At 70.1% G+C, this 18,915-nt stretch carries 20 protein-coding genes; 11 read left to right on the plus strand and 9 right to left on the minus strand.

All coding sequences use genetic code 11. The features are described from left to right. Window position 1: 1 nt before the first annotated feature. On the minus strand, window positions 2–934 hold the full coding sequence (locus IC605_RS15440; RefSeq protein ID WP_216326073.1) for a ParB/RepB/Spo0J family partition protein: 933 nt from the start codon (window positions 932–934) through the stop codon (window positions 2–4). Next, window positions 931–1,866 (minus strand): type II toxin-antitoxin system prevent-host-death family antitoxin, encoded by a 936-nt coding sequence (locus IC605_RS15445; RefSeq protein ID WP_216326075.1) that lies wholly within the window; start codon window positions 1,864–1,866, stop codon window positions 931–933. Before IC605_RS15445 ends, IC605_RS15440 begins: the two co-directional genes overlap by 4 nt. Window positions 1,867–2,221: 355 nt before the next feature. Here IC605_RS15445 and IC605_RS15450 point away from each other — a divergent pair, with 355 nt between their 5' ends. Further along, window positions 2,222–2,503, plus strand: coding sequence for a hypothetical protein (locus IC605_RS15450; protein ID WP_216326078.1), 282 nt, complete (start codon window positions 2,222–2,224; stop codon window positions 2,501–2,503). 30 nt (window positions 2,504–2,533) lie between these two features. Here IC605_RS15450 and IC605_RS15455 read toward each other — a convergent pair whose 3' ends face one another. After that, complete coding sequence (locus IC605_RS15455) at window positions 2,534–3,796, minus strand: MDR family MFS transporter (protein WP_216326081.1); 1,263 nt, start codon at window positions 3,794–3,796, stop codon at window positions 2,534–2,536. A 56-nt stretch (window positions 3,797–3,852) separates the two neighbouring features. Between IC605_RS15455 and IC605_RS15460 the strand changes: the two genes are divergently transcribed. Continuing rightward, on the plus strand, window positions 3,853–5,610 hold the full coding sequence (locus IC605_RS15460) for an ABC transporter substrate-binding protein (RefSeq protein WP_216326085.1): 1,758 nt from the start codon (window positions 3,853–3,855) through the stop codon (window positions 5,608–5,610). Between the two features lie 56 nt (window positions 5,611–5,666). Here the strand turns inward: IC605_RS15460 and IC605_RS15465 are convergent, their stop codons facing one another. Beyond that, the gene (locus IC605_RS15465) at window positions 5,667–6,488 is read right to left on the minus strand and encodes a hypothetical protein (protein ID WP_216326088.1); all 822 of its coding nucleotides are present in this window, start codon (window positions 6,486–6,488) and stop codon (window positions 5,667–5,669) included. 126 nt (window positions 6,489–6,614) lie between these two features. After that, window positions 6,615–7,502: a hypothetical protein gene (locus IC605_RS15470; protein WP_216326090.1), complete on the minus strand. Its 888-nt coding sequence runs from the start codon at window positions 7,500–7,502 to the stop codon at window positions 6,615–6,617. A gap of 175 nt (window positions 7,503–7,677) precedes the next feature. On the opposite strand from IC605_RS15470, the gene IC605_RS15475 reads away from it, so the two are divergent. Continuing rightward, on the plus strand, window positions 7,678–7,929 hold the full coding sequence (locus IC605_RS15475) for a hypothetical protein (protein ID WP_216326093.1): 252 nt from the start codon (window positions 7,678–7,680) through the stop codon (window positions 7,927–7,929). A 527-nt stretch (window positions 7,930–8,456) separates the two neighbouring features. Here IC605_RS15475 and IC605_RS15480 read toward each other — a convergent pair. From IC605_RS15480 to IC605_RS15490, 3 genes are all read right to left on the minus strand, one after another. Next, window positions 8,457–8,861 carry a response regulator gene (locus IC605_RS15480; RefSeq protein ID WP_216326096.1) on the minus strand — a complete coding sequence of 135 codons (405 nt, stop codon included), beginning with the start codon at window positions 8,859–8,861 and terminating at the stop codon, window positions 8,457–8,459. Between the two features lie 410 nt (window positions 8,862–9,271). Further along, a complete protein-coding gene (locus IC605_RS15485; RefSeq protein WP_216326099.1) occupies window positions 9,272–10,069 on the minus strand; it encodes a COG4705 family protein in 798 nt (265 codons plus the stop codon). Between the two features lie 86 nt (window positions 10,070–10,155). After that, window positions 10,156–10,494 carry a ComEA family DNA-binding protein gene (locus IC605_RS15490; protein ID WP_216326102.1) on the minus strand — a complete coding sequence of 113 codons (339 nt, stop codon included), beginning with the start codon at window positions 10,492–10,494 and terminating at the stop codon, window positions 10,156–10,158. A 257-nt stretch (window positions 10,495–10,751) separates the two neighbouring features. On the opposite strand from IC605_RS15490, the gene IC605_RS15495 reads away from it, so the two are divergent. The 4 genes from IC605_RS15495 (at window position 10,752) to IC605_RS15510 (ending at window position 13,969) form a co-directional block, all read left to right on the plus strand. Continuing rightward, window positions 10,752–11,162, plus strand: a complete 411-nt coding sequence (locus IC605_RS15495; protein ID WP_216326105.1) for a DUF4397 domain-containing protein — start codon at window positions 10,752–10,754, stop codon at window positions 11,160–11,162. A 218-nt stretch (window positions 11,163–11,380) separates the two neighbouring features. Then, window positions 11,381–11,899, plus strand: a complete 519-nt coding sequence (locus tag IC605_RS15500) for a hypothetical protein (protein WP_216326108.1) — start codon at window positions 11,381–11,383, stop codon at window positions 11,897–11,899. Then, complete coding sequence (locus tag IC605_RS15505; RefSeq protein ID WP_216326111.1) at window positions 11,896–12,951, plus strand: YncE family protein; 1,056 nt, start codon at window positions 11,896–11,898, stop codon at window positions 12,949–12,951. The genes IC605_RS15500 and IC605_RS15505 overlap by 4 nt, the downstream gene beginning before the upstream one ends. A gap of 172 nt (window positions 12,952–13,123) precedes the next feature. Beyond that, a complete protein-coding gene (locus tag IC605_RS15510; RefSeq protein WP_216326114.1) occupies window positions 13,124–13,969 on the plus strand; it encodes an undecaprenyl-diphosphate phosphatase in 846 nt (281 codons plus the stop codon). A gap of 301 nt (window positions 13,970–14,270) precedes the next feature. Here IC605_RS15510 and IC605_RS15515 read toward each other — a convergent pair whose 3' ends face one another. Beyond that, complete coding sequence (locus IC605_RS15515; protein WP_216326117.1) at window positions 14,271–15,023, minus strand: hypothetical protein; 753 nt, start codon at window positions 15,021–15,023, stop codon at window positions 14,271–14,273. A 466-nt stretch (window positions 15,024–15,489) separates the two neighbouring features. Here IC605_RS15515 and IC605_RS15520 point away from each other — a divergent pair, with 466 nt between their 5' ends. The 4 genes from IC605_RS15520 to IC605_RS15535 all read left to right on the plus strand — a co-directional run bounded on the left by IC605_RS15520 (window position 15,490) and on the right by IC605_RS15535 (window position 18,788). Beyond that, window positions 15,490–15,990, plus strand: a complete 501-nt coding sequence (locus IC605_RS15520) for a PepSY domain-containing protein (RefSeq protein ID WP_216326120.1) — start codon at window positions 15,490–15,492, stop codon at window positions 15,988–15,990. Window positions 15,991–16,129: 139 nt separating this feature from the next. Continuing rightward, window positions 16,130–16,795: a phosphatase PAP2 family protein gene (locus IC605_RS25150; protein WP_281416317.1), complete on the plus strand. Its 666-nt coding sequence runs from the start codon at window positions 16,130–16,132 to the stop codon at window positions 16,793–16,795. Next, window positions 16,792–17,472: a response regulator transcription factor gene (locus IC605_RS15530; protein ID WP_216326123.1), complete on the plus strand. Its 681-nt coding sequence runs from the start codon at window positions 16,792–16,794 to the stop codon at window positions 17,470–17,472. The genes IC605_RS25150 and IC605_RS15530 overlap by 4 nt, the downstream gene beginning before the upstream one ends. Beyond that, window positions 17,469–18,788: a sensor histidine kinase gene (locus IC605_RS15535; RefSeq protein WP_343216632.1), complete on the plus strand. Its 1,320-nt coding sequence runs from the start codon at window positions 17,469–17,471 to the stop codon at window positions 18,786–18,788. The genes IC605_RS15530 and IC605_RS15535 overlap by 4 nt, the downstream gene beginning before the upstream one ends. Window positions 18,789–18,915: the final 127 nt, after the last annotated feature.

Consider the following 18,915-nt stretch of genomic DNA (forward strand, 5'->3'; position numbering starts at 1 on the left):
GTCACTCTCCCCCGTTCTGGAGCAAAGCCTCAACTTCCCTCAGCAGCTTCTGGAGCCGCTTTTGCCGTCCGGCGTCCAGGCGCTCGATGCGGCGGGGCGAGGCCAGCCGGAAGACCCGGCGCGTCTCCTCGGCGAGGGTAGGGGCCGCGCCCGAGGGGGGCACCGTGGCGCCCGCCCGGGCCCCCTGCAGGGCCGCCTCGACGTCCCGCACCCCCCACTCCCCCGACTCGATCCGGGGCAGCCACTCGGCCTGCTGGTCCGGCGTGGCCCGGCGCAGCAGGCGCACCGCGTTGTAGGACGCGCCGCGCCGGATCGCCTCGCGCAGCGCGTCCGGCAGGTCCAGCAGCGGCAGGTAGTGCTTCGTGAAGCTCAGCCGGGTCAGGTCCCGCCCCAGGACCGTCAGGGCATCCTGAAGTGCGGCCTCCACCTCGGGCTCCACCCCGCTGCGGCGGGTGAGGCGGGCGCGCACGTCCTGGGCCGTGGTGGTCAGCCCCAGCGCGGCCAGTTCCAGGGCGGCGCTCGCCACCTCGTAGCCGTTGAGATCCTCGCGCTCCAGGTTCTCGCGCAGTCCGAACAGCCGGGCCTCCTCGTCCGTGGCCTCCCGGACCATGACCGGCACGTAGGCCCGCTCGGGCACAGTGGCGGCCGCCAGGCGGGAGGCCCGCCAGCGCCGCTCCCCGGCCATCAGTTCGGCGCCGCCCTCGACCGGGCGGGCGAGCAGCGGCACCAGCACCCCATGCTGTTCGATGTCCCGCGCCAGGCTGTCCAGCCCGGTGAAGTCCATGCGGGCCTGGAAACGCGAGGGACGCAACTCGTCGACGTGCAGGTACTGCACCGGCGCGCGTTCCCGCTGGAGACTCTGAATCTCCTGATGGACGGCCTGCGTGCGCTGGAGGGCCGCCTGCATCCCTGACGACAGCTTGCGCCGCGTCATTCGGCCTTCCGCCCGATCCGCTGGAGCAGCGCCGCCACGACGCCCTGGATCTCCCGCCGCGCGTCGGAGTCCGGCGCGTTCACGCCGATGGGCTGGCCCTCCGGCTGGCAGCGGTTGTACATGGCGGGTCGGTAGGTGAGTGGCCCGGCGAGCTGATCGCCCAGCACCTGCTGGAAGACCTCGTGGCTCTCCTTGCTGTGCGCGGTGTTCTCCATCTGCGTCACGAGGTACATGGCGACCCGCAGCCCCGGGTTCGTGCGCGTGTACTCGCCCAGCATCTCGCGCAAGCCCTCGAGGGCGACGATCCCCTTGTAGCGCGCGGGCACCGGCACGATCACCCAGTCGGCGGCGTTCGCGGCGTTCGCGGTCAGCTTGCCCAGGCTGGGCGGTGGGTCGATCAGCACGAAGTCGTAGGTGCCCTGCCCGCGGACCTGCTCGATAGCCGCGCGCAGCCGCCCCTCCGCGTTCGTGTAGCCTGGGAGTCGGGCGTCGGTGCGTGCCAGGCTGAGGTGGCTGGGGATCAGGTCCATGCCGTGCACGGGGTAGGGCTCGGGCAGCGGCGCGTAGTCCTCCAGCACGGGTTGCAGGCTGCGCTCAACCGGCGCGTCGAGCACGCCCAGCCAGTTGGTGAGGTTCGCCTGCGGATCGATGTCCAGCAGCAGCACCCGGTACCCGAGCTGCGCGAGTTCGTAGCCCAGATCGCGGATGGTAGAGGTCTTCGCCGCGCCCCCCGCGTGGTTGAAGGCCATCAGCACCGAGGTGCCCCGCTCGGCGCGCTGGAGGTTCTGGAGGTCCTCGACCGACACCAGGCCCGCGACCGGCTTGCCGTGCCGCTGGAGCACTACCGGCTCTCCCGGGCGCAGGCCCTTGACCTGCTGCCCCAGCTGCATCTGGGCCTCGCTGATCGGGACCACCTTGCCTTTTTTGGTCATGCCCGATTTTTATAAAAAACGCCGGAGGATTGCAAGAGTTTTATTAGAAATCGCCGGAGGTAGGGTGGGAACAACGTTGTTCCCGGCGCTCGCCCGTCGCATGAGTTCATGGGTTTTTGCGCTCCAGCACCGTCAATGGGTCGAGGCGGCGCCGCCTCCCCTGGCTCGAACGGGAATTGCCCGGTGAGCGCGCCGGTCAAGGTCAGCCGCTCGGACATCTACCACCTGCCCACGGGGGACAGCAACGACAACCGGACGAGGGGGTCGCTTGTTTTGCGAACGAGGCCGCGGCGCAGGCGGCGGGCTACCGGGCCCCGAGACGTTAGGCTCGGCCGTAACAGGAACCGACCTCACCGTGCTTTGCCCCGACGGGAGCGCGGGAACGCCCACCCCCCGGCAACAGGCCCTCCCCGACGTCGCCCAGGCGCTCCTGAAACCAAACGCCCACTTCGCGGTGCTGAAGCAGCCCACGCTCCACCGCGCAGAGGTGAACGAATGCCTCGCCGAGACCGAGCCGGGCCACTTGTACCTGCGCTACGACGTGGCGAGCGGTACGCCTCAGGAATACTGGATGCAGGTCGGCGCCCACCCCCGGATTGCCCGGAAGAGCGGCCAGGTGACCGTGCCAAGCATCTGACCAGGCCACACCAGGGAGGAGGCACTCGGCTCAATCGTTGGCCTGGGGTTGCGGCTGGGCTCTCGTCTGCCCGTCACCCCACCCCCGCAGCCCCGCGAGGCTCAGGAGGATGCTCAGCGCCCCGAGCGTCAGGGTGACCAGGGCCATGCCCGTACCGCCGACGCTCGCCCCCAGCGGCACGCCCAGCGCGGCGAGCCACTTGCCCACCGTGAAGGTCTGCCCGCTCACGGCCAGGTACGCTCCCCGGCGTCCCTCGGGCACCAGGTCTGCGAGCAGGGTCTGCCGGGTCGGCACGTACAGCAGTTCTCCCACGCTCAGCAGGATGCTGGCCGCAATCAGGACCGGCAGGCTCAAGCTGGCGTTGAGCACTGCGAATCCCGCTGCGAAGAGCGCGAAGCCCACCGCCATCAGCCGGGTTAGGTCGCGCCCCTTGACCCAGGTACTAACCGGCACGGTGAAGGCCACGATCATCACTGTGTTGACCGCCGTCAGGACGCTCATCGCCTGCACGCCGGAAAGCTGTACGCCGAGGGCCGTCTGCGGAGGAAAGAACCGGGCGAGATGGACGGGGATGAAGTTGCTCCGCCCAAATTCGACCGTCATCAGCAGGACGAAGCCGACCAGGAAGAGCAGGAAGGGCCGGTCCCCCACCACCTGCGCGTAGCTGCGAGCGAGGGGCGCCAGGCCCATCCGCTGCCGGACCTCCTGGCGGGTGGGGCGCGGGCCGCCGAGCGTCTCAGTCATGCGTGACCAGGCCAGGAACAGCGTGAGGCACGACATGAGGCACAGGCCCGCGAGCAGGGTGGGGAAGTGGTCCCGGTACAGCCACCCGCCGAGCAGCGTGCCGATCAGGAGGCTGGCGTTGATCGCCCAGTAGTTCACCGCGTACATGAAGGTGCGCGTATCCGGCGTGCTGACATCCACCAGCATCGCCTCCGCCGCCGGGTTGATCAGCCCGCTCGACACGTTTATCAGGGCGAGCGCGGCGAAGGTGACCCACGGCAGGGGCGTCACTACGTTGGCCGCCAGCAGCACCAGGAAGGCGGCGAGCTTGAGCCATTCCCCGGCGAGCAGAGTGCGGCGCCGACCCCAGGCGTCCGCCAGCCCCCCGCCGTACAGGCCCGCCACGAACTGCACGCCGACGAGGGCGGCGAGGAGACCCCCTGCGAGCGCCGGGCCGAGGTGGTCGGTGAAGTAGATCGCCATGAACGGAAACACGGCCCCGCCCACCATCCGCGCGAGAAACGAGTTGACGATACGGACACGGACGTTGGGATGCAGGTGGCGCCACATTGCCCGCCAGTGTCGTGGGAAAGAAAAGGGGGAAAAAGAGGCAGAATGGGACCCGGATGACCCCTTTTCCCGACTGGCCGTACCTGGAGTTGCGCGCGGCACTGCATGAGCGGGAGGACGGTCACCCGTCCCACGCCGTCACCCTGGACGACCTGACCCGCTGGTGGTCGTGCAGCCCCAAGACGGCCAAGCGGCACCTCGCGCGGCTCCAGGGGGAGGGAAGGCTGGGCTACATGCCGGGCCGGGGGCGGGGGAACACCTCGCGGCTGTCCTTCACGGGCGACCTGCAAGCGGAACTGGCGGCGTTGACGGAGCACCTGGCCCGGGCAGGGGACGCGGGAAGTCTCGCCCGGCTTTCCAGGCTGCCCTTCCCGCGCGCGTGGGTACTCACCGAGGCCACCCGGGGCGTCTTCGGGCTGAGCGGCACGCCCGCCGGGGTGGACCGCCTGCGCACGGTCCTGACCCGGGACCTCACCAGCCTCAACCCCCTGCACGCGAGCGCGACGGCCGAGGCGCACCTGCTCGCTCAGGTCCTCGATCCCCTGACCCGCTTCGACCCGGAAACGCAGACCCTCCAACCACATCTCGCCCACTACTGGAGCCTCTCGCCGGACGGGTTGAGCTGGACCTTTCACCTCCGCAAGGGCGTGGCCTTTCACCACGGGCGCACGCTGGACGCCGGGGACGTGGTGTTCACCCTGAAACGGGTACAGAAGGGGGCGTCCTGGTTCCTGCCCAACCTGACCGCGGTGGAGGCCGTTGGACCCTTCACCGTGCGGCTGCACCTAACCCGGCCCGACGCCTTCTTGCCCCGTCGCCTCGCGGACACCCAGGCGCTGATCCTGCCGCGCGACGTGCCCTTCGACGAGACGTGCCCGGTGGGGACCGGGGCCTTTCGCTGGACCGGGCTGGAGGGCGGCTTTCGCCTCACCGCCTTCGACGCGCATTTCGCGGGCCGTCCCCTCATCGACGAGGTGGAGCTGTACCGGGTGGGCGCGCCCCATCACGGCGGGCACTACCAGGTCGACGGAGCCCCACCCGCCTCAGTAGACGAGTGGCAGGCCGAGGTCGGGGTGCAGTTCCTGATCTGGAACGGGGAGCGCCCGGCGGCCGGGAACGCGGCCCTGCGCGCGGCGGTGTACGAGCTGCACGACGTGGCCGCCTTCTGGCGGGAGACGGGGCGCGAGGACCCCCTTGTGCCCGCGACGTCCTTCTTCCCGCGCCGAAGTGCTCTCCAGCCGACGCGCCACCGTTGTGAGGACCGAGCTGCCGCCCTGCTCCGGGAGGCCGCGTACAGCGGGCCGCCCCTGCGCTTCTGGGTCCTTGATCTGCCCGACCCGGTGGCGGAGGGCGAGTGGTTGGTCGCCCGCGCCGCGCGGCACGGTCTGCCCCTGGAACTTCACCGGTATCCCCTCACCGCGACGCCGGACCGGACGGACGATGCCGACCTCGTGCTGCTGGCTGAGGTGGCAGGGGCGGACGAGCACCTGTCCTTCTGGACGGCGATGCGGCAACCCGAGTTGCTGTTCCGCCGCCTGCTGCCCCGGGAGGTGCTCGCGGAGGTGGACCGGGCGCTGGACGGGTACCGCACCGCCCGGAGCTTCGAGGCGTACGAGGCGATCCTCGACCGGGTGGAAGCCCTCCTGACGGGCGGGCATCACGTCAACCTCACCCACCACCGGGTCAAGCGCCGCGCCGTGCATCCGCTGATCCGCGACGTGCATCCCGACGTGTACGGCCGCATCAACCTGAAAAAGCTCTGGATCGGGGAGCGTTCAGTCACGGCACCGACCTCGTGCCCACCCGGCCCCTGACCGACCCACCCCAGCCACACCGGCTCTCCACCTCCCCCGACCCTCAACAGCAGTCCTCACTGATGGGCTGGGGATGACAGACCCAGATTGTGAAAGGCCGCCCGGCCCAGCCGCAAGAGTTTGGTATTTCCCAGTGTTCCCGGCTGGCGCGCAAGACGGGCACGGAGGTCGGGCGGATCGGCCGGACGCAAGCTATTGAACAATTCAGCGCGGTCGAAGGTGAACCCGGGCGCGCCGATCCGCCGCGCGAAGGCCCCCAATTGTTCTGGCGTACCTGCCACTTGCAAGCTGCACACCCAGCCGCGCCTCCCCTGAATCACGTCCCGGGCGTCCAGCCAGCCCTGATGTTCACGCACGAGGTTCAACACGCCGTACCGCAGTGAGGCAAAGGTCTCAAGCTGCCGAGCCGCCACTTCGGGTTGAACGGAGCGGCCCAGAACCTGCCCCAGGGCCTTAGCCTCGATGACCTGCCGGGCCGCACGCCGGGTCCAGGTCTGGGCGTCGGCGGCCGAAGCCCGACTCCACTCTTCCAGGTCGGCCAGCGCGACGGAGGCGGGCTGGGCTTGAGGTTCGGCCCAAGTTCCCCGAACTTTCCCGGCCGCGAAGTAGGCCACTCGGACCTGCACCGGAGCCTGTTCCAATGCGGCGTGCAGTTCGGCGAGGGTCAGGGTGTGACCCAGGCCCAGCCCGGCGAGGCGGACGCGAGCGCCCCGGTGAGGGAGGGTGTCCAGCGGGCACAGCCGCCACTCGGCACCGGGCGTCCCAAACTGCTGGGCCCGCGGGCAGCCCGCACGCTCGGCCCGTGGCGCACAGCCTCCCAGGGCCAGCACGAGCAGCCCGGTGAACAACGGGACGAGCCGACGCCGGAACCAGGACATGACCGGAGTTTGAGGCTCATCCGCCAGGCTGGCTTCCCCCGAAGGGTGCAGGGTTCGAGACCTCCGCTGGCCGCTGGCCCTTCGGCTCAGGCGCCCGTCAGACCCACCCTGCTGTGGAGGGCACCATCAGTTCCTGAAGGCCAGGCTGGCGAGTTGCGCCGAGTACCGCCCCGGGGCGTCCTCCCGCAGGGTCAGCACCCCCGTCACATCGTTCTTGTCCTGATCAGTAAAGCGCCAGAGGCTCGTGACGGTCTTGCCCGCCGTGTTCCTTGCCAGCGGCGTCCACCCCGCGGCCTGGAGTTGCGTCCCGTAGGCGTCGAGGAGTTGCGCGGCGCTCAAGGACGACTGGATGGAAGCGGAACTGGTCCAGCTTCCACCGCCGCCGCCCGTGCCGCTCGGCTGCACGGTCGTGCCGCCCGGCGGGCGCAGCGCCGGAAGGTTGGTCTGGTACTCGCTGCCCCGCCTCTCCTGAAACTGAAGCTGTTCTCGCAGGTTCCGGTCCTGGCTCACGTTCAGGGTGACCCGGGTGACCGTGCCCGCGCGCCGGATCTGGGCGTTGAACCTGAGCTGCTGCTCCAGACGGTAGAACCACACCGCCTCGGGGTTCTCTGCGGCCTGGAAGCCCCCCGCGAAGGAAGGACTGAGCCCCCCCGGGAAGGGCGTCCAACCCAGCGCCCGGAGCGAGGTTCGCAGGGCCGCCTGCACCTGCGCGGGGGAGGCGGAGCTGTCGAAGTAGACGCTCTGGGAGTTGGGAAAGTCAGAGGTGTTGCTGGTCCGGATCAGACTGCCCAGCAAACGGCCGGAAGGAACATTCGGCAGTGGCCCCAGGGGTTGGGGCGGCAGCTGGCCGACCAGGAGCCGGGCCGCCACGTCGATAGGGCCGAAATCATCGCTCAGGGCGCGCCGGGTCAACTCCCGCTCCCGGGCGAGATCGGCCGGGGAGGGAACGGGGCCCGTCTGGGCGAGTGCGCCGGATACGGCGAGCAGGGCTACCAGGAACAGTCGACGGTTCATGCCACCTCCGTGAACTGGCAAAGACGAGACTGGAGCGGAGCCAGTTCAGCTTCACGCTATCCAACCTCCCGCTGATTTCCTGCTGACTTTCGCGCCTGCCACCGGAAGGGGTTGGCTGGTGGCCTTGCAGGATGGTCACTTTCGACCAAGATCGGCCGGGAGACCGGCTTACGTCGTGCCGCTCCTCCTCATGGGTCTCCTGAGCGCCTGCGGTTCCCTGCCCACCGAGTGGCCGTACAGGAACCCCTGCATTTCCTCCTATCAGCGGCCGGACTGGACCCGCCTCAAGGCGGAACTGGAGCAGGCCCAGGCCCGTTGGACAGCGGCTGACCTCCACACGTACGCGTACACCCGCACAGTCTCGAACTTCGCTGGGGAGTTCGTCACGCGGGTGGATGTGGAGAACGACGTGGTGGTCCTAGTCTGAGCGTGGGGGCGGTTTTGTGCCGTCTGGGCCGCATCTCGGAGAGACCGTACGGCAATCCGACAGGGCAAAGCGCTTTGCGCTGTGGACCGCGTGGCGCCCGCGACGCTGGTCCCGGTACGGTGTTGATTGAGGGTGGGCGCGTGCGGACCAAACGTGCATGACCAGGGCGGGAAGCCTGTTGAAGGTTCTGAGAAGCTGCGGAGTTGCGCGCTCCACACCATTCAGCCTCAGTGAGATGGCCGGGACGGCACATTCACGTTCAAGTGAACTGGGGCAGGTGGCCTTCTCCTGTCTGGCTCCCAGCCCCAACAGCGCCGCACGGCCCCGTGTCCTGTCATGAGGCGGGCAGGGGAGACCCCGAAGGTCTGGAAGGGCAGCCCAGGACGCGGGCCCTGCTGAAACCGCCGCAAACCGGCGCGCTGGCGGGAGTGGGGAGAGCCTGGCCGATCCTATCCCGGTGAGGCGGTGCCCGGGCAGGCGGAGCTGACGCACCAACCTCATCCGGGGACAGAAGGAAGCCTGCCGCCTCAGGCCGGGCGCAGGGGTGTGAGCCAGCGCTGGCCGAGCTCGTTCAGGGCGGCGATCAGCTCCTCGAAGTGTTGCGGTTTGAGGACGTACCCGTCGGCCCCCGCCGAGTTCGCCCTCGTCCGGTCCCGCGCCTCGTCCGAGGTGGTGAACACCACCACGGGCACATGCTGGAGTGTGGCGTCACCCTTGACGGCCGCCAGCACCTCGTGCCCGCTGACGCGCGGCGTGTTCAGGTCCAGCAGCACCAGGTCGGGCAGCACGCCCGCGCCCCGCAGCAGGTCCAGCGCCTCCTGCCCGTCGCGGGCCACGCTCAGGTCGCACTGCACCTCACTCGCCTCCAGCGCCAGGCGCGCCAGTTCCAGGTCGGCTCCATCGTCTTCCACGATCAGCAGATGCTTGGACACGCCGCTCCTTTCACGACACCGGGAATGTTGAGGCACGTCGACGGGCAGCCAAGTTCCACGAGAGGGCGCCGGGGACTCGGGCGTTCGGGCGTGACGGCGGGGGAACCCTTCCCCTGCTGCTCCACCTCATGGCCGGGGACGCAACTCCGGGGGCAGGTGCACCTGGCCTGTCCTCCGGTGCCGCTGGGAGGACCGCCGCCGGGGAGAGGCGCGCGCCTCCTGGCCCTGGCGCGACCCGGGTCGTGTTCCCGCTCCGCTGACCCTTCCGGTGGTGGCGTGGTGATCCTCCGGCCAGGCCGCGTCCAGTCGGGCGTGCTGAGCCCAGCCCGGCGCTCCCGGTGACCGTGCCTCCCCAGCCCCTGGCGGCCCCCACCTCATTCGTGGGGGCCGCCAGAGAATCCTGCGCTGTCTCAGGCCGCCTCCGTGACCCGGACCTGGTCGCGGCGCGAGACCGTGAGGTAGGCGACCACCGCCAGGATCGAGGCCAGGAAGATGGCGTTGAGGGCCGTGCTGCCCAGCCCCAGGCCGCCCACGTCCCGGCCCTGCGAGAGGTAGTCCCCGATGGACGCGCCCAGCGGCCGGGTCACGATGTAGGCGAGCCAGAAGGCCAGGATGCCGTTCAGCCCGGCGTACACGTGGGCGAGCGCCACGGCGGCGATCACGCCCGCAAAGATCAGTGCCGAGGGCAGGTAGCCGAGCTGCAACCGTTCGGCCATCAGGTCCCCCGCCGCCGTGCCCAGCGCGAAGGTGAAGAGAATGGCCAGCCAGTAGTACGCCTCCCGCCTTGGGGTGAAGATGCTGTGGATCGAGAGGGTGCCCTCACGGCGATACCACAGGGCGAAGGTCGCGATCAGGGCCACGCTGAAGACCCCGGTGCTGGTCCACAGGCTGACCCCGAAGTTGTCCGTGAGGTTGTCGGTGATCAGGGTGCCGACCACGCTGATCAACACAATGCTCAACCAGTAGACGCCGGGGACGTAACGTTTCGTGCGGAACTGGGCGATCAGGGCCAGCGCCAGCAGGACGCTCATCAGCAGCGTCGTGCCGGTGAGGCCGAGGTGCAGGTTGCGGTTCAGGTAGTCCGCCGCCGTCTCGCCGACCGTCGTGGCCATCACCTTGACGATCCAGAAAAACGCCGTGACCTCGGGAACTTTGCTCCAGAGGGTCCGGCCTGGGCTGAGGGGTTCGGTGGTCAGGGTCGAGTCCATGTCTGCCTCATGTTGTCAGCGGGTGGGGTCGTGTTCACGAACGGAAGGGGCGCCGGAGGGAGTGGTCCTCCGGGCGCCCCAGGGATTCAGAAGGTGAGGTTGGCCCTGTTGTCGTTCCACAGCTTGCGGCCGATCACCTCGATCTTCCGGGAGAAGTCGCCACTGTCCTTGAAGGGCCGGTTGGCGATGATGTCCCTCGCTGTGGTGGCGGACACGCCCTTGAGGCACTGGAGGTCTGCCTGGCTCGCCCTGTTCAGGTTGACCCTGGCCTTGAGTACCTTGGCGCAGGAAGAACCCGTCATGGTCATCCCCTTGGCCACCTGGGCGGTGGGTGCGGCGGTCTTGCCTGCCACCTGGCTCTGGGCGCCGGCGAGACCCGTCACGGTGAGGGCGGCCAGCAGGGCGAAGCTCGTGGAACGGTTCATAGGGACCTCCGGGAGCGGTTCGGGTTCTTTGCCTCGAGGGAACCGCTGGGGGGCACCTTAGGTCTGGGAAGTAAAGGGCTGGTATAGAGCGCCTGGCCCGGCGACCGAGGAGAGTCGGCCCCCGAAGCCTCGCCGGGGTGGCCGAGCGGGACGAACGGAAGGGGGCGGCCTATACGTCGTCTTTACCCGGGGGGCTCACCCTCCAGGCAGGTGGCCGCTCCTGGGAAGCAGGACCCGTGGTCGCCCAGGAGGACCCTATGAGACACGTCTTCATCCCCGCCGCCCTGATCCTGACCGCCGCCGTGGGCACCGTGGGGGCCGGGCCGGTCACCCCGCAGGCCCCGGGGACGGGAAGCGGAAGCGCCAACTTCATGCTCATCGACGGCACCGGCCGTCCTGGAGCGGTGGACGTCTACGTGGACGGCACGCTGGTGGATCGTCAGATGCTCGCCACGGACCAGCCGGGCCGGTTGCACCTGAGGCCCGGCCGGCATCAGGTCACGGTCAAGTCGAGCTACGCGGGAACCGTGCTGGCCTCGACCGGCGTGGACGTGCAGGCTGGCCGCCCCTACGCACTGAGCTTCCAGAACGACTGGAGGGTGGTGGATTACACCCTGAACGTGTCCAGCGGTGACCGCGCGGTCTGGCGGGCGATGAACACCAACTGAATGCGCCCGGACCGTCCACCTCGCCCGTCGCCCCGCCGGTGACGGGCGTTTTCTTGAGGACGTTAGACCCCACCCCGGCTGTGGGAGGATGTCGCTTATCGCTCCCGAACTCACCCGCGCATCGGGCGGGCCGGGGGACGGCTCTCCGGCACGGCAGAATCCCCGCACGACGCCCCGGCTATACCCGGGCTTTACCCCGGGGCGTCAAGCTCCGGAACATGAGACCCGGTCCGCCCATCAACGTCGCCGGTGTGCTGGGAACCCTCACGCTGCTTTCGGGGGCCCGGGCCGCCGGGTGGACCGTCTCGCTCTCGGCGACCGACCCCGCCCTCGTCTGCGGGGCCAGGGTCACACCGGACCTGCGGCTGGGCACACCCCCGGCGGGGACGAAGAGCCTGGCGGTCATCTTCTGGGACGAGCGCCCGGGTGGATTGAGCGGTCGCTGGAGCGTCTTCGACCTCCCGCTCGGCACGGCCCGACTGGCCCCAGGGGCGGCCCCAGGGGCAGCGGCCCGGCCAGCACCGGGCGGCGGCAGGGTGACCCGCAACGAGGCCGGGCAACTCAGCTACACCGCGCCGTGCGGAAAGGGCAAGCACGACCTGTACGTCGACCTGTACGCTCTCGACGTCCCCAGCCTGAACCTGCCCGCCGGGACCCCGCTGCAACAGGTTCACGCGGCCATCAAGCGGCACAGGATTCTGGAGGCCAAGGCGCACGTGACGCGGGTGAACCCGTGAGGCTCGCCTGCGCCGCCGCCCTGGTCGCGGCCCTGACCGCCGGCGCCGCCCACGGGCTGAACCTCTACGCCCACACCCGGGTGGGGATGTTCAGCCCCGCGGTCAAGGGTATTCCCGCCCGCGTCTACGTTCCCAACGGCAAGGACAACACCGTCAGCGTGATCGACCCCGCCTCCTTCCGGGTCATCCGCACCTTCCCGGTGGACGAGGAGCCGCAGCACGTGGTGCCGTCGCACGACCTGCGGACGCTGTGGGTCGCCAGCGATCAGGGGCGGCAGGCGTTGACGCCCATCAACCCCCGGACGGGCCTCCCGGGCCAGCCAGTCCCGGTTCCCGATCCCTACAACCTCTACTTCACCCCGGATGGCCGCTCCACCCTGGTGGTGGCCGAGAACGAGGCGAAGCTGATCTTCCTGTCGGCGCGGACCATGCAGCCCCAGTACGAAATCAAGGTGCCGTGCAAGGGCGTGAACCACCTGGACTTCAGCCCCGACGGACAGCACCTGCTCGCGGCCTGCGAGTTCAGCGGCGACCTGATCAAGGTGGACCTTCTGGCCCGCCGCGTCACCGGCGTCATGCACGCGGGCGGGATGCCGCAGGACGTGAAAATCTCGCCCGACGGTTCGGTGTACTACGTGGCGGACATGATGGCGAACGGGCTGCGTGTGATTGACGGCTCGGGCGACACCCCCCGCAAGGTCGCCTTTATCCCCAGCGGCAGGGGCACGCACGGCCTGTACCCCAGCCGGGACGGCACGCGCCTCTTTATCTCCAACCGCGGCGAGGGCACCGTGTCCGTGCTCGACTTCGCCTCCCGGCACCTGATCGCGCGCTGGAGCGTCCCGGGGGGCGGCAGCCCCGACATGGGCAGCGTCTCGGCGGACGGGAAGCAACTCTGGCTCTCGGGGCGGTACAGCGACGTGGTCTACGTGTTCGACACGCGGACCGGCCGGGTGCTCAAGGAGATTCAGGTTGGGCGCGGCCCGCACGGCCTGACCTACTTCCCCCAGCCCGGGCGCTATTCTCTGGGACACACCGGCAACTACCGCTGAACGGGGCCTCCCCGCACCAAGTGTCCTCTCCGGTGACTGCCTGGCCGGGGGAGGGGGGTTGGGGGACCTCGCCAGCGCGGTATACCAGTCCTTTACCCCCTCCGGGTACTGTCCCCGGCATGACCTGTCTCGTGACGGCCCCCGTTCCTCGTCCCTGTCCTGTGGTCCGGGTGTGAATCCCCTGGTGAGCGCCGTGTTCCTCGGGGTGGTCGAGGGCCTGACGGAGTTCCTGCCGGTCTCCTCGACCGGGCACCTAATCGTCGCCGAGCGCCTAATCGGCTACCGCGACGTGGGCGAGACCTTTACCATCGTGATCCAGCTCGGGGCCATCCTGGCGGTGGTGTGGTTTTACCTGCGCGAACTGCTGGACAAGCTCGGTGCGCTCCTGAGGGGTCAACCCCAGGCCCGACGCTTCTGGCTCAACCTGGTGATCGCCTCGCTGCCCGCCGCCGTGGTGGGGTTGCTGTTCGAGAACGCCATCAAAGCCGTGCTGTTCTCGCCGACCACCGTGGCGCTCAGCCTGATCGTCGGCGGTGTCATCCTCTGGGTGGTTGAGGCGCGCCGGGCTCAGCCGACGACGGTGTCGGTCGTGGACCCGCAGCACACCCCGGAGCCCGATCTCTACGGCGTCACGCCCCGGCAGGCGCTGACCATCGGCCTCGCCCAGGCCGTGGCGGTGATTCCCGGCGTGTCGCGGAGCGGCGCGAGCATCGTGGGCGGGCTGCTGAGCGGCCTGGACCGGGTGACGGCGACCGCCTTCTCGTTTTTCATGGGCATCCCGGTGCTGGGCGCGGCGGGGCTGTACAGCCTGTACAAGGCCCGGCACACGCTGGGACAGATCGAGGGCGGCGCGCCGGCCCTCCTCGTCGGCACCGCCGTGTCGTTCGTGACGGCGCTGCTGGCGGTGTCGTGGCTGCTGAGGTACGTGTCCCGCCACGATTTCCGGAGCTTCGCCGTGTACCGCGTCGTCTTCGGTGCCGTCATCCTGGCCCTGGTGGCGGCGGGAGCGCTGCGGTAGGCACTGGGGGCGAGCTGGAGTGTCCTCGCGCCGCTGGCACGCCGTGTTCGGGGGCTGGGCCACCTGTCCCGGCGGTTCGGCGCCCTGCGGAGGAGACCGCCACCGCCCGTGAAGAGTCCTGGGCCGGTGTGATTCCTGCCGCCGCTTCAGGGCCAGGTGCAGGGTCACGCGCCAGCCTTCTGGGCTCGTGCAGACACGTTCCGCAGGGGTTCCACGTGCCGTCGCTCGGAACCTCCCCCAGGGCCTCGAACCCGGCTGGCGGCGAGAGCCTCCCCGAAACCCGACCCCGGGCCGGACGGGTTCAGGCGGGAAAGCGTCCACGGCCATGTCCTGCGATCCTGCCGACCCCGCTGCCGACAGCCACCTGGGCAGGTTGCCCGGTCGCCGTGGTACTTCCCGGCCAGGACGCCCGGGTCCTCAGCCAGGTCGCGTGTTCGGCGATCAGGCGGCCACGCTCGCTGGCCTGGGGATGGACGTGGACGCCCCGTCGCCCGGTGAACCCGAGGCTGTACAGCGTGGCGAGGATCTCCGGGCGGTGCGCGATGGGCACCCCTGCCCCCGCCCAGTGGTCCGCCGTGGCCCTCAGGCAGGCGGCGACCAGGTGCGGGGCTGCGAGGGGGTCGAGCAGCAGCCGAAGCTGCGCTGGCAGGTCGGGCGGCACCTCCAGATAGCCCAGCGCACCGAGGCGGCGCAGGGTGCCCACCTTCATCTGGGCGCGGCCCAGGCTGAAGGTCTCGACGGGTCGGCCCGCCAGCCACCCGGCCAGCCGCCGGAGGGCCGCCGCCGGGCGCTCCGGCAGCGAGACGGTCAGGCGCAGCAAGATCTGCTGGAGGTGATCGTACCCGTCGAGGCGCACCTGCTCGTCGGCCAGGACGGCGGCAATCAGAGTGGCATCGACGCCGTACCGGTCCGCCGCGTTCCGGGTGGCCCGCTCGTCGGTCGAGGTGAACCGGACGCGACGCAGCCTGGCGGCGTGCGCACGGGGCTGTGCGGGTGGCCGTCCGGCAGGAAGGTCTGGCCGGGCGGGAAGCGACTCGGGCGTCAGGGTGATCATGCGGCCATGATCTGCCGGAGACGTAAAAGGGCCGTATAGGCGCCTGCGGTCGGGCAGGGGGCCGCCAGTGAAGCTGGCGAGACCGCCCGGCAGGAGAGGCAAGGCAGCCATCAGATGCGTAACCGTCGCGCGTCATGCTCCCCGGGCGGCGGTCACCGGCGATTCCACTGAGTCACCTCCTCCTGGAACCGCCACGCCCCGGCCCTCGGCGCCTCCCCCTCCTGCCGGGCGCTGCCAGCCTGCCGCCCGAACGTCACGTTCCCGCCCCGGCCGGGCGCCCCACACCAGACCCGCCACAGAACCCCTTTCCCTACCAACCACAGGGATGGGGACGCCCCGGAACACCCCGCACCCTTCCTGATGCGCGCCAGCGTTATACGCGGACTTTACCGTCTTATACGGCCTTTTTACCGGCCGCTCCTACGCTCCGGGCACGCAGAAGGAATCTGCGGACAAGGAGAACACCATGCGCAAGAATGTCAAGACCGTCCTGCTCACCCTCACCGCCCTGACCGCCGTCGGCCTCCCACTCGCCGGGCACGCCTTCGCCCAGGGGAAGGCCCCCTCCGCCCAGGTGGCCCAGGGCGGTCAGGCGAGTCAGGACGCGGAAACCAACGATGACCAGGGCGGCGCCGTGCGGGGCAGCATCCAGCTTCCCGACGACCCGCAGGGCACGGAGGTGCCGGACGCGCAGGAAGAGGCCCAGTACCGTTCGCTGGCGAAGATCACGCCCACTCAGGCCCAGCAGGCCGCTCAGGCCGCCGTGCCCGGCACGGTCACCAGCGTGAAGCTCGAAGACCAGGACGGCAGCCTGGTGTACGCCGTGGTGATCGGCCAGACCGAGGTGGCGGTGGACGCCGGGAACGGCCAGGTCCTGCGCCAGGAGGCCGCCGGTCAGGACCAGGGCACCGACCAGGAGACGGGTGGACAGGAGGGCCCCGAGACGGGCGAGAGCGGCACCAACTGAGTTCCCGCGCCCGGTGGCTGAACGCTGACCCGGCCACCACCTGACCCACCTCACCACGACGGGCACCTTCCCAGGGTGCCCGTCGTCCTCTCGCCCGACGGTATACCGCGTCTTTACCTTCCTCGGGCAAGCTGCGGGTATGAGCACCCTGCTGTCCCATCGCCACCGGGTCCGACCGGTGGCCCTGCTGCGCCTGTTTCTCGGCATCCTGCTGCCCCTGCTGGTCGTGGGGCTCGTGGCCGAGGACCTCCTCGAGGGGCAGAGCTTCGCCTGGGAGACACCCTTCCTGCTCGCGCTGCACAGCCACGCCACCCCGCTGCTCAATCAGGTGGCGCTCTTCTTCACCACCGTCGGCGGCGTGACCGTCATCGCCCCGATCAGCGCCGTGATCCTGGTCGTGTTGTGGCTCAGGGGGCACCGGCTGGCCGCCTTCTGGGGGCTGGGCGTGGCGGGCGCCGCCGGACTGAACGTGGCGATGAAGCTGCTGATGCACCGTTCCCGCCCCGAGTTGTGGCCCCGCCTGGTGCAGGAACACGACGCCAGCTTTCCCAGCGGGCACAGCATGTACAGCGCCGCCTTCGTCACCGCCCTGATCCTGCTCGCCTGGCGCACGCCCTACCGCTGGCTGGTCCTGGGGCTCGGCGTGGCCTTCAGTGGGCTGGTGGGCTTCTCACGGCTGTACCTGGGCGTGCATTATCCCACCGACGTGCTGTGCGGCTGGCTGACCGGCGCGGCCTGGGTGCTGGGCGTGTACGGTGTGCTGCGGCCTTTCGCGCCGGAGCACGGGAAGGAGAGCACCGCATGAGACTCCTGATCGTCGAGGACGACCCCCATATCGCCGAACTGCTGAGCGACGGCCTGACCGAGGAGGGCTACGAGTGCGACCGGGCCGCGAGCGCCGCCGAGGGCCGCGAACTCGCCCGGCTGTTTCCCTACGGCCTGCTGATCCTGGACGTGATGCTCCCCGAGGGCATCGACGCCGGGTACCGACTGGGGCGGCAGCTCAGGGAGGGCGGCCTGAACACCCCCATCTTGTACCTCACCGCCCGGGGCACCGTCGAGGACCGGGTGGAGGGGCTGGAGGCGGGCGGGGACGACTACCTGGTCAAGCCGTTCGCGTTCAAGGAACTGCGGGCGCGGGTGCGGGCCCTGCTGCGGCGGGCGAGCGGCAACGCCCAGAACACGGTCACCCTGCCGGGGGGCTGGGTGATGGACCTGGGGGGCCGGGAACTCTACGCTACGGGCGTCCGTGCCGAGCTGACCCGCCGGGAGTTCGCGCTGCTGGAACTGCTGGTCCTGAACCCGGGCCGGGCCTTTTCGCGCGACGAGATCATCGAGCGCCTGTGGGGGGGTGATGGGGGGGCCGTGGAGCCCAAGGTGATCGACGTGTACGTCAGCACCATCCGCCGCAAGACCACCGACGTCCTGATCGACACCATCCGGGGCACCGGGTACCGGCTGGGCCGGGGTGAGGCGATGTGACCCGGGGGGGCGGCCGGCGGGTGGGCTGGAGACCCCGGGACTGGAGCCTGCGGGTCAAGCTCACGCTGGGCTACGCGCTGGTCTTCGCGGTGACCATCCTGCTCGGGGCCGTGCTGGTGTACTTCCTGGCCCGGGACAGCCTGACGGGTTCGCTCGACACCACCTTGCGGGAGACGGCCAGCGTGGCGCAGGGCAGCATCGAGGACCAGAACGGCCGCTGGACCTTCTCGTCGGAGCTGAGACCGACCGGCGACCTGGCCATCGAACTGCTCTCGCCCACGGGGAGGCCGCTGGCCCGCGCGGGTCAGGAGGAGCACGACCAGGCCATCCCCCTGCGCGTGGGCTTTCTCTCGACGGCAGAGCACCGGGTGCTGACCCTGCCCGTGGACGGCGGGCTGTTCCTGCGGGTCTCCCGGCCCAGCGATACCCTGGTGGAGTTGCTGGAAACCCTGGCCCGTATCCTCAGCGCCGGCAGTGTGCTGATGGTCATCGTGGCCTGCGGGGCGGGGTATGTCCTGGCCGACCGGGCCCTGCGCCCGGTGGACGCGGTGGCCCGCACCGCCGAGGGCATCGCCCGGCGCGGCAATTACCAGGAGCGGGTGCCCGCCGCGCCCGGCCACGACGAGATGGCCCGGCTGACCTCCACCGTGAACGCGATGCTCGACCAGCTCGAGGTCACCATCGAGCGCGAGAAGAGCTTCGCCCGCATCGCCGCCCACGAGTTGCGCACGCCGCTGACCGTGCTCAAGGGCCGCCTCGACCTCACCCTGGAGCGCCCGCGTGAGGCCGCCGACTACCAGCGTGCCCTGAGCGGGATGCAGGGCCGGGTGGACGCGCTGATCACCCTCTCGGAGGGCCTGCTCGCCCTGGCCCGCACCGACGCCCCGGTGCATCTGGAACGGGTGGAACTGGCGGGCAGCGCCGCGGCGGCGGTGGACGCGCTCGACGAGGTGGCGCGCCCGGCGGGCCGGCCGGTGCAGCTCGACCTCAACGAAAGCTGGGTGCAGGCCGAGGAGGAGGGGGTGGGACGCGCCCTCGCCAACCTGATCGAGAACGCGCTCAAGTACGGCACGGGTGGCGTCCTGGTGCGGGTCCGGGAACGTGAGGTCACGGTGCGCAGCGCGGGCCCCGGGCCGGACCAGGCCCAGTGGACCCGGCTGCTGGAACCTTTCGAGCGCGGCTCGGGCACCCAGGAAACCGCCGGAAGCGGGCTGGGCCTGCCGCTGGTGGCCGCCCTCGCCCGGCGCTGGAATGCCGAACTCCTGCCCCGCTGGGAGGAAGGCGCCTTTGAGGTCAGCCTGCGTTTTCCGGCCTGACCCGCCGTTCTCCTCCCGCCGCACCCACAGTCCACCCCAGGAGGTCCCACATGTTCGACGTATTTCCTCGCCCTGAAGTTGCTCTCGCTGCGGAGGTTTCTACGGCGGTGTCCCATCCATCACCGGC

It is taken from the genome of Deinococcus aestuarii (assembly GCF_018863415.1).
GTDB lineage: Bacteria > Deinococcota > Deinococci > Deinococcales > Deinococcaceae > Deinococcus > Deinococcus aestuarii.

Excerpts from the sequence above, each read along its gene's own strand:
- IC605_RS15530 (WP_216326123.1), top strand. The coding sequence starts at position 16,792 with ATGAGACTCCTGATCGTCGAGGACGACCCCCATATCGCCGAACTGCTG.
- IC605_RS15485 (WP_216326099.1), bottom strand. The coding sequence starts at position 10,069 with ATGGACTCGACCCTGACCACCGAACCCCTCAGCCCAGGCCGGACCCTC.
- IC605_RS15515 (WP_216326117.1), bottom strand. The coding sequence starts at position 15,023 with ATGATCACCCTGACGCCCGAGTCGCTTCCCGCCCGGCCAGACCTTCCT.
- IC605_RS15495 (WP_216326105.1), top strand. The coding sequence starts at position 10,752 with ATGAGACACGTCTTCATCCCCGCCGCCCTGATCCTGACCGCCGCCGTG.
- IC605_RS15470 (WP_216326090.1), bottom strand. The coding sequence starts at position 7,502 with ATGAACCGTCGACTGTTCCTGGTAGCCCTGCTCGCCGTATCCGGCGCA.
- IC605_RS15490 (WP_216326102.1), bottom strand. The coding sequence starts at position 10,494 with ATGAACCGTTCCACGAGCTTCGCCCTGCTGGCCGCCCTCACCGTGACG.
- IC605_RS15445 (WP_216326075.1), bottom strand. The coding sequence starts at position 1,866 with ATGACCAAAAAAGGCAAGGTGGTCCCGATCAGCGAGGCCCAGATGCAG.
- IC605_RS15500 (WP_216326108.1), top strand. The coding sequence starts at position 11,381 with ATGAGACCCGGTCCGCCCATCAACGTCGCCGGTGTGCTGGGAACCCTC.
- IC605_RS15455 (WP_216326081.1), bottom strand. The coding sequence starts at position 3,796 with ATGTGGCGCCACCTGCATCCCAACGTCCGTGTCCGTATCGTCAACTCG.
- IC605_RS15465 (WP_216326088.1), bottom strand. The coding sequence starts at position 6,488 with ATGTCCTGGTTCCGGCGTCGGCTCGTCCCGTTGTTCACCGGGCTGCTC.
- IC605_RS25150 (WP_281416317.1), top strand. The coding sequence starts at position 16,130 with ATGAGCACCCTGCTGTCCCATCGCCACCGGGTCCGACCGGTGGCCCTG.
- IC605_RS15520 (WP_216326120.1), top strand. The coding sequence starts at position 15,490 with ATGCGCAAGAATGTCAAGACCGTCCTGCTCACCCTCACCGCCCTGACC.
- IC605_RS15460 (WP_216326085.1), top strand. The coding sequence starts at position 3,853 with ATGACCCCTTTTCCCGACTGGCCGTACCTGGAGTTGCGCGCGGCACTG.
- IC605_RS15440 (WP_216326073.1), bottom strand. The coding sequence starts at position 934 with ATGACGCGGCGCAAGCTGTCGTCAGGGATGCAGGCGGCCCTCCAGCGC.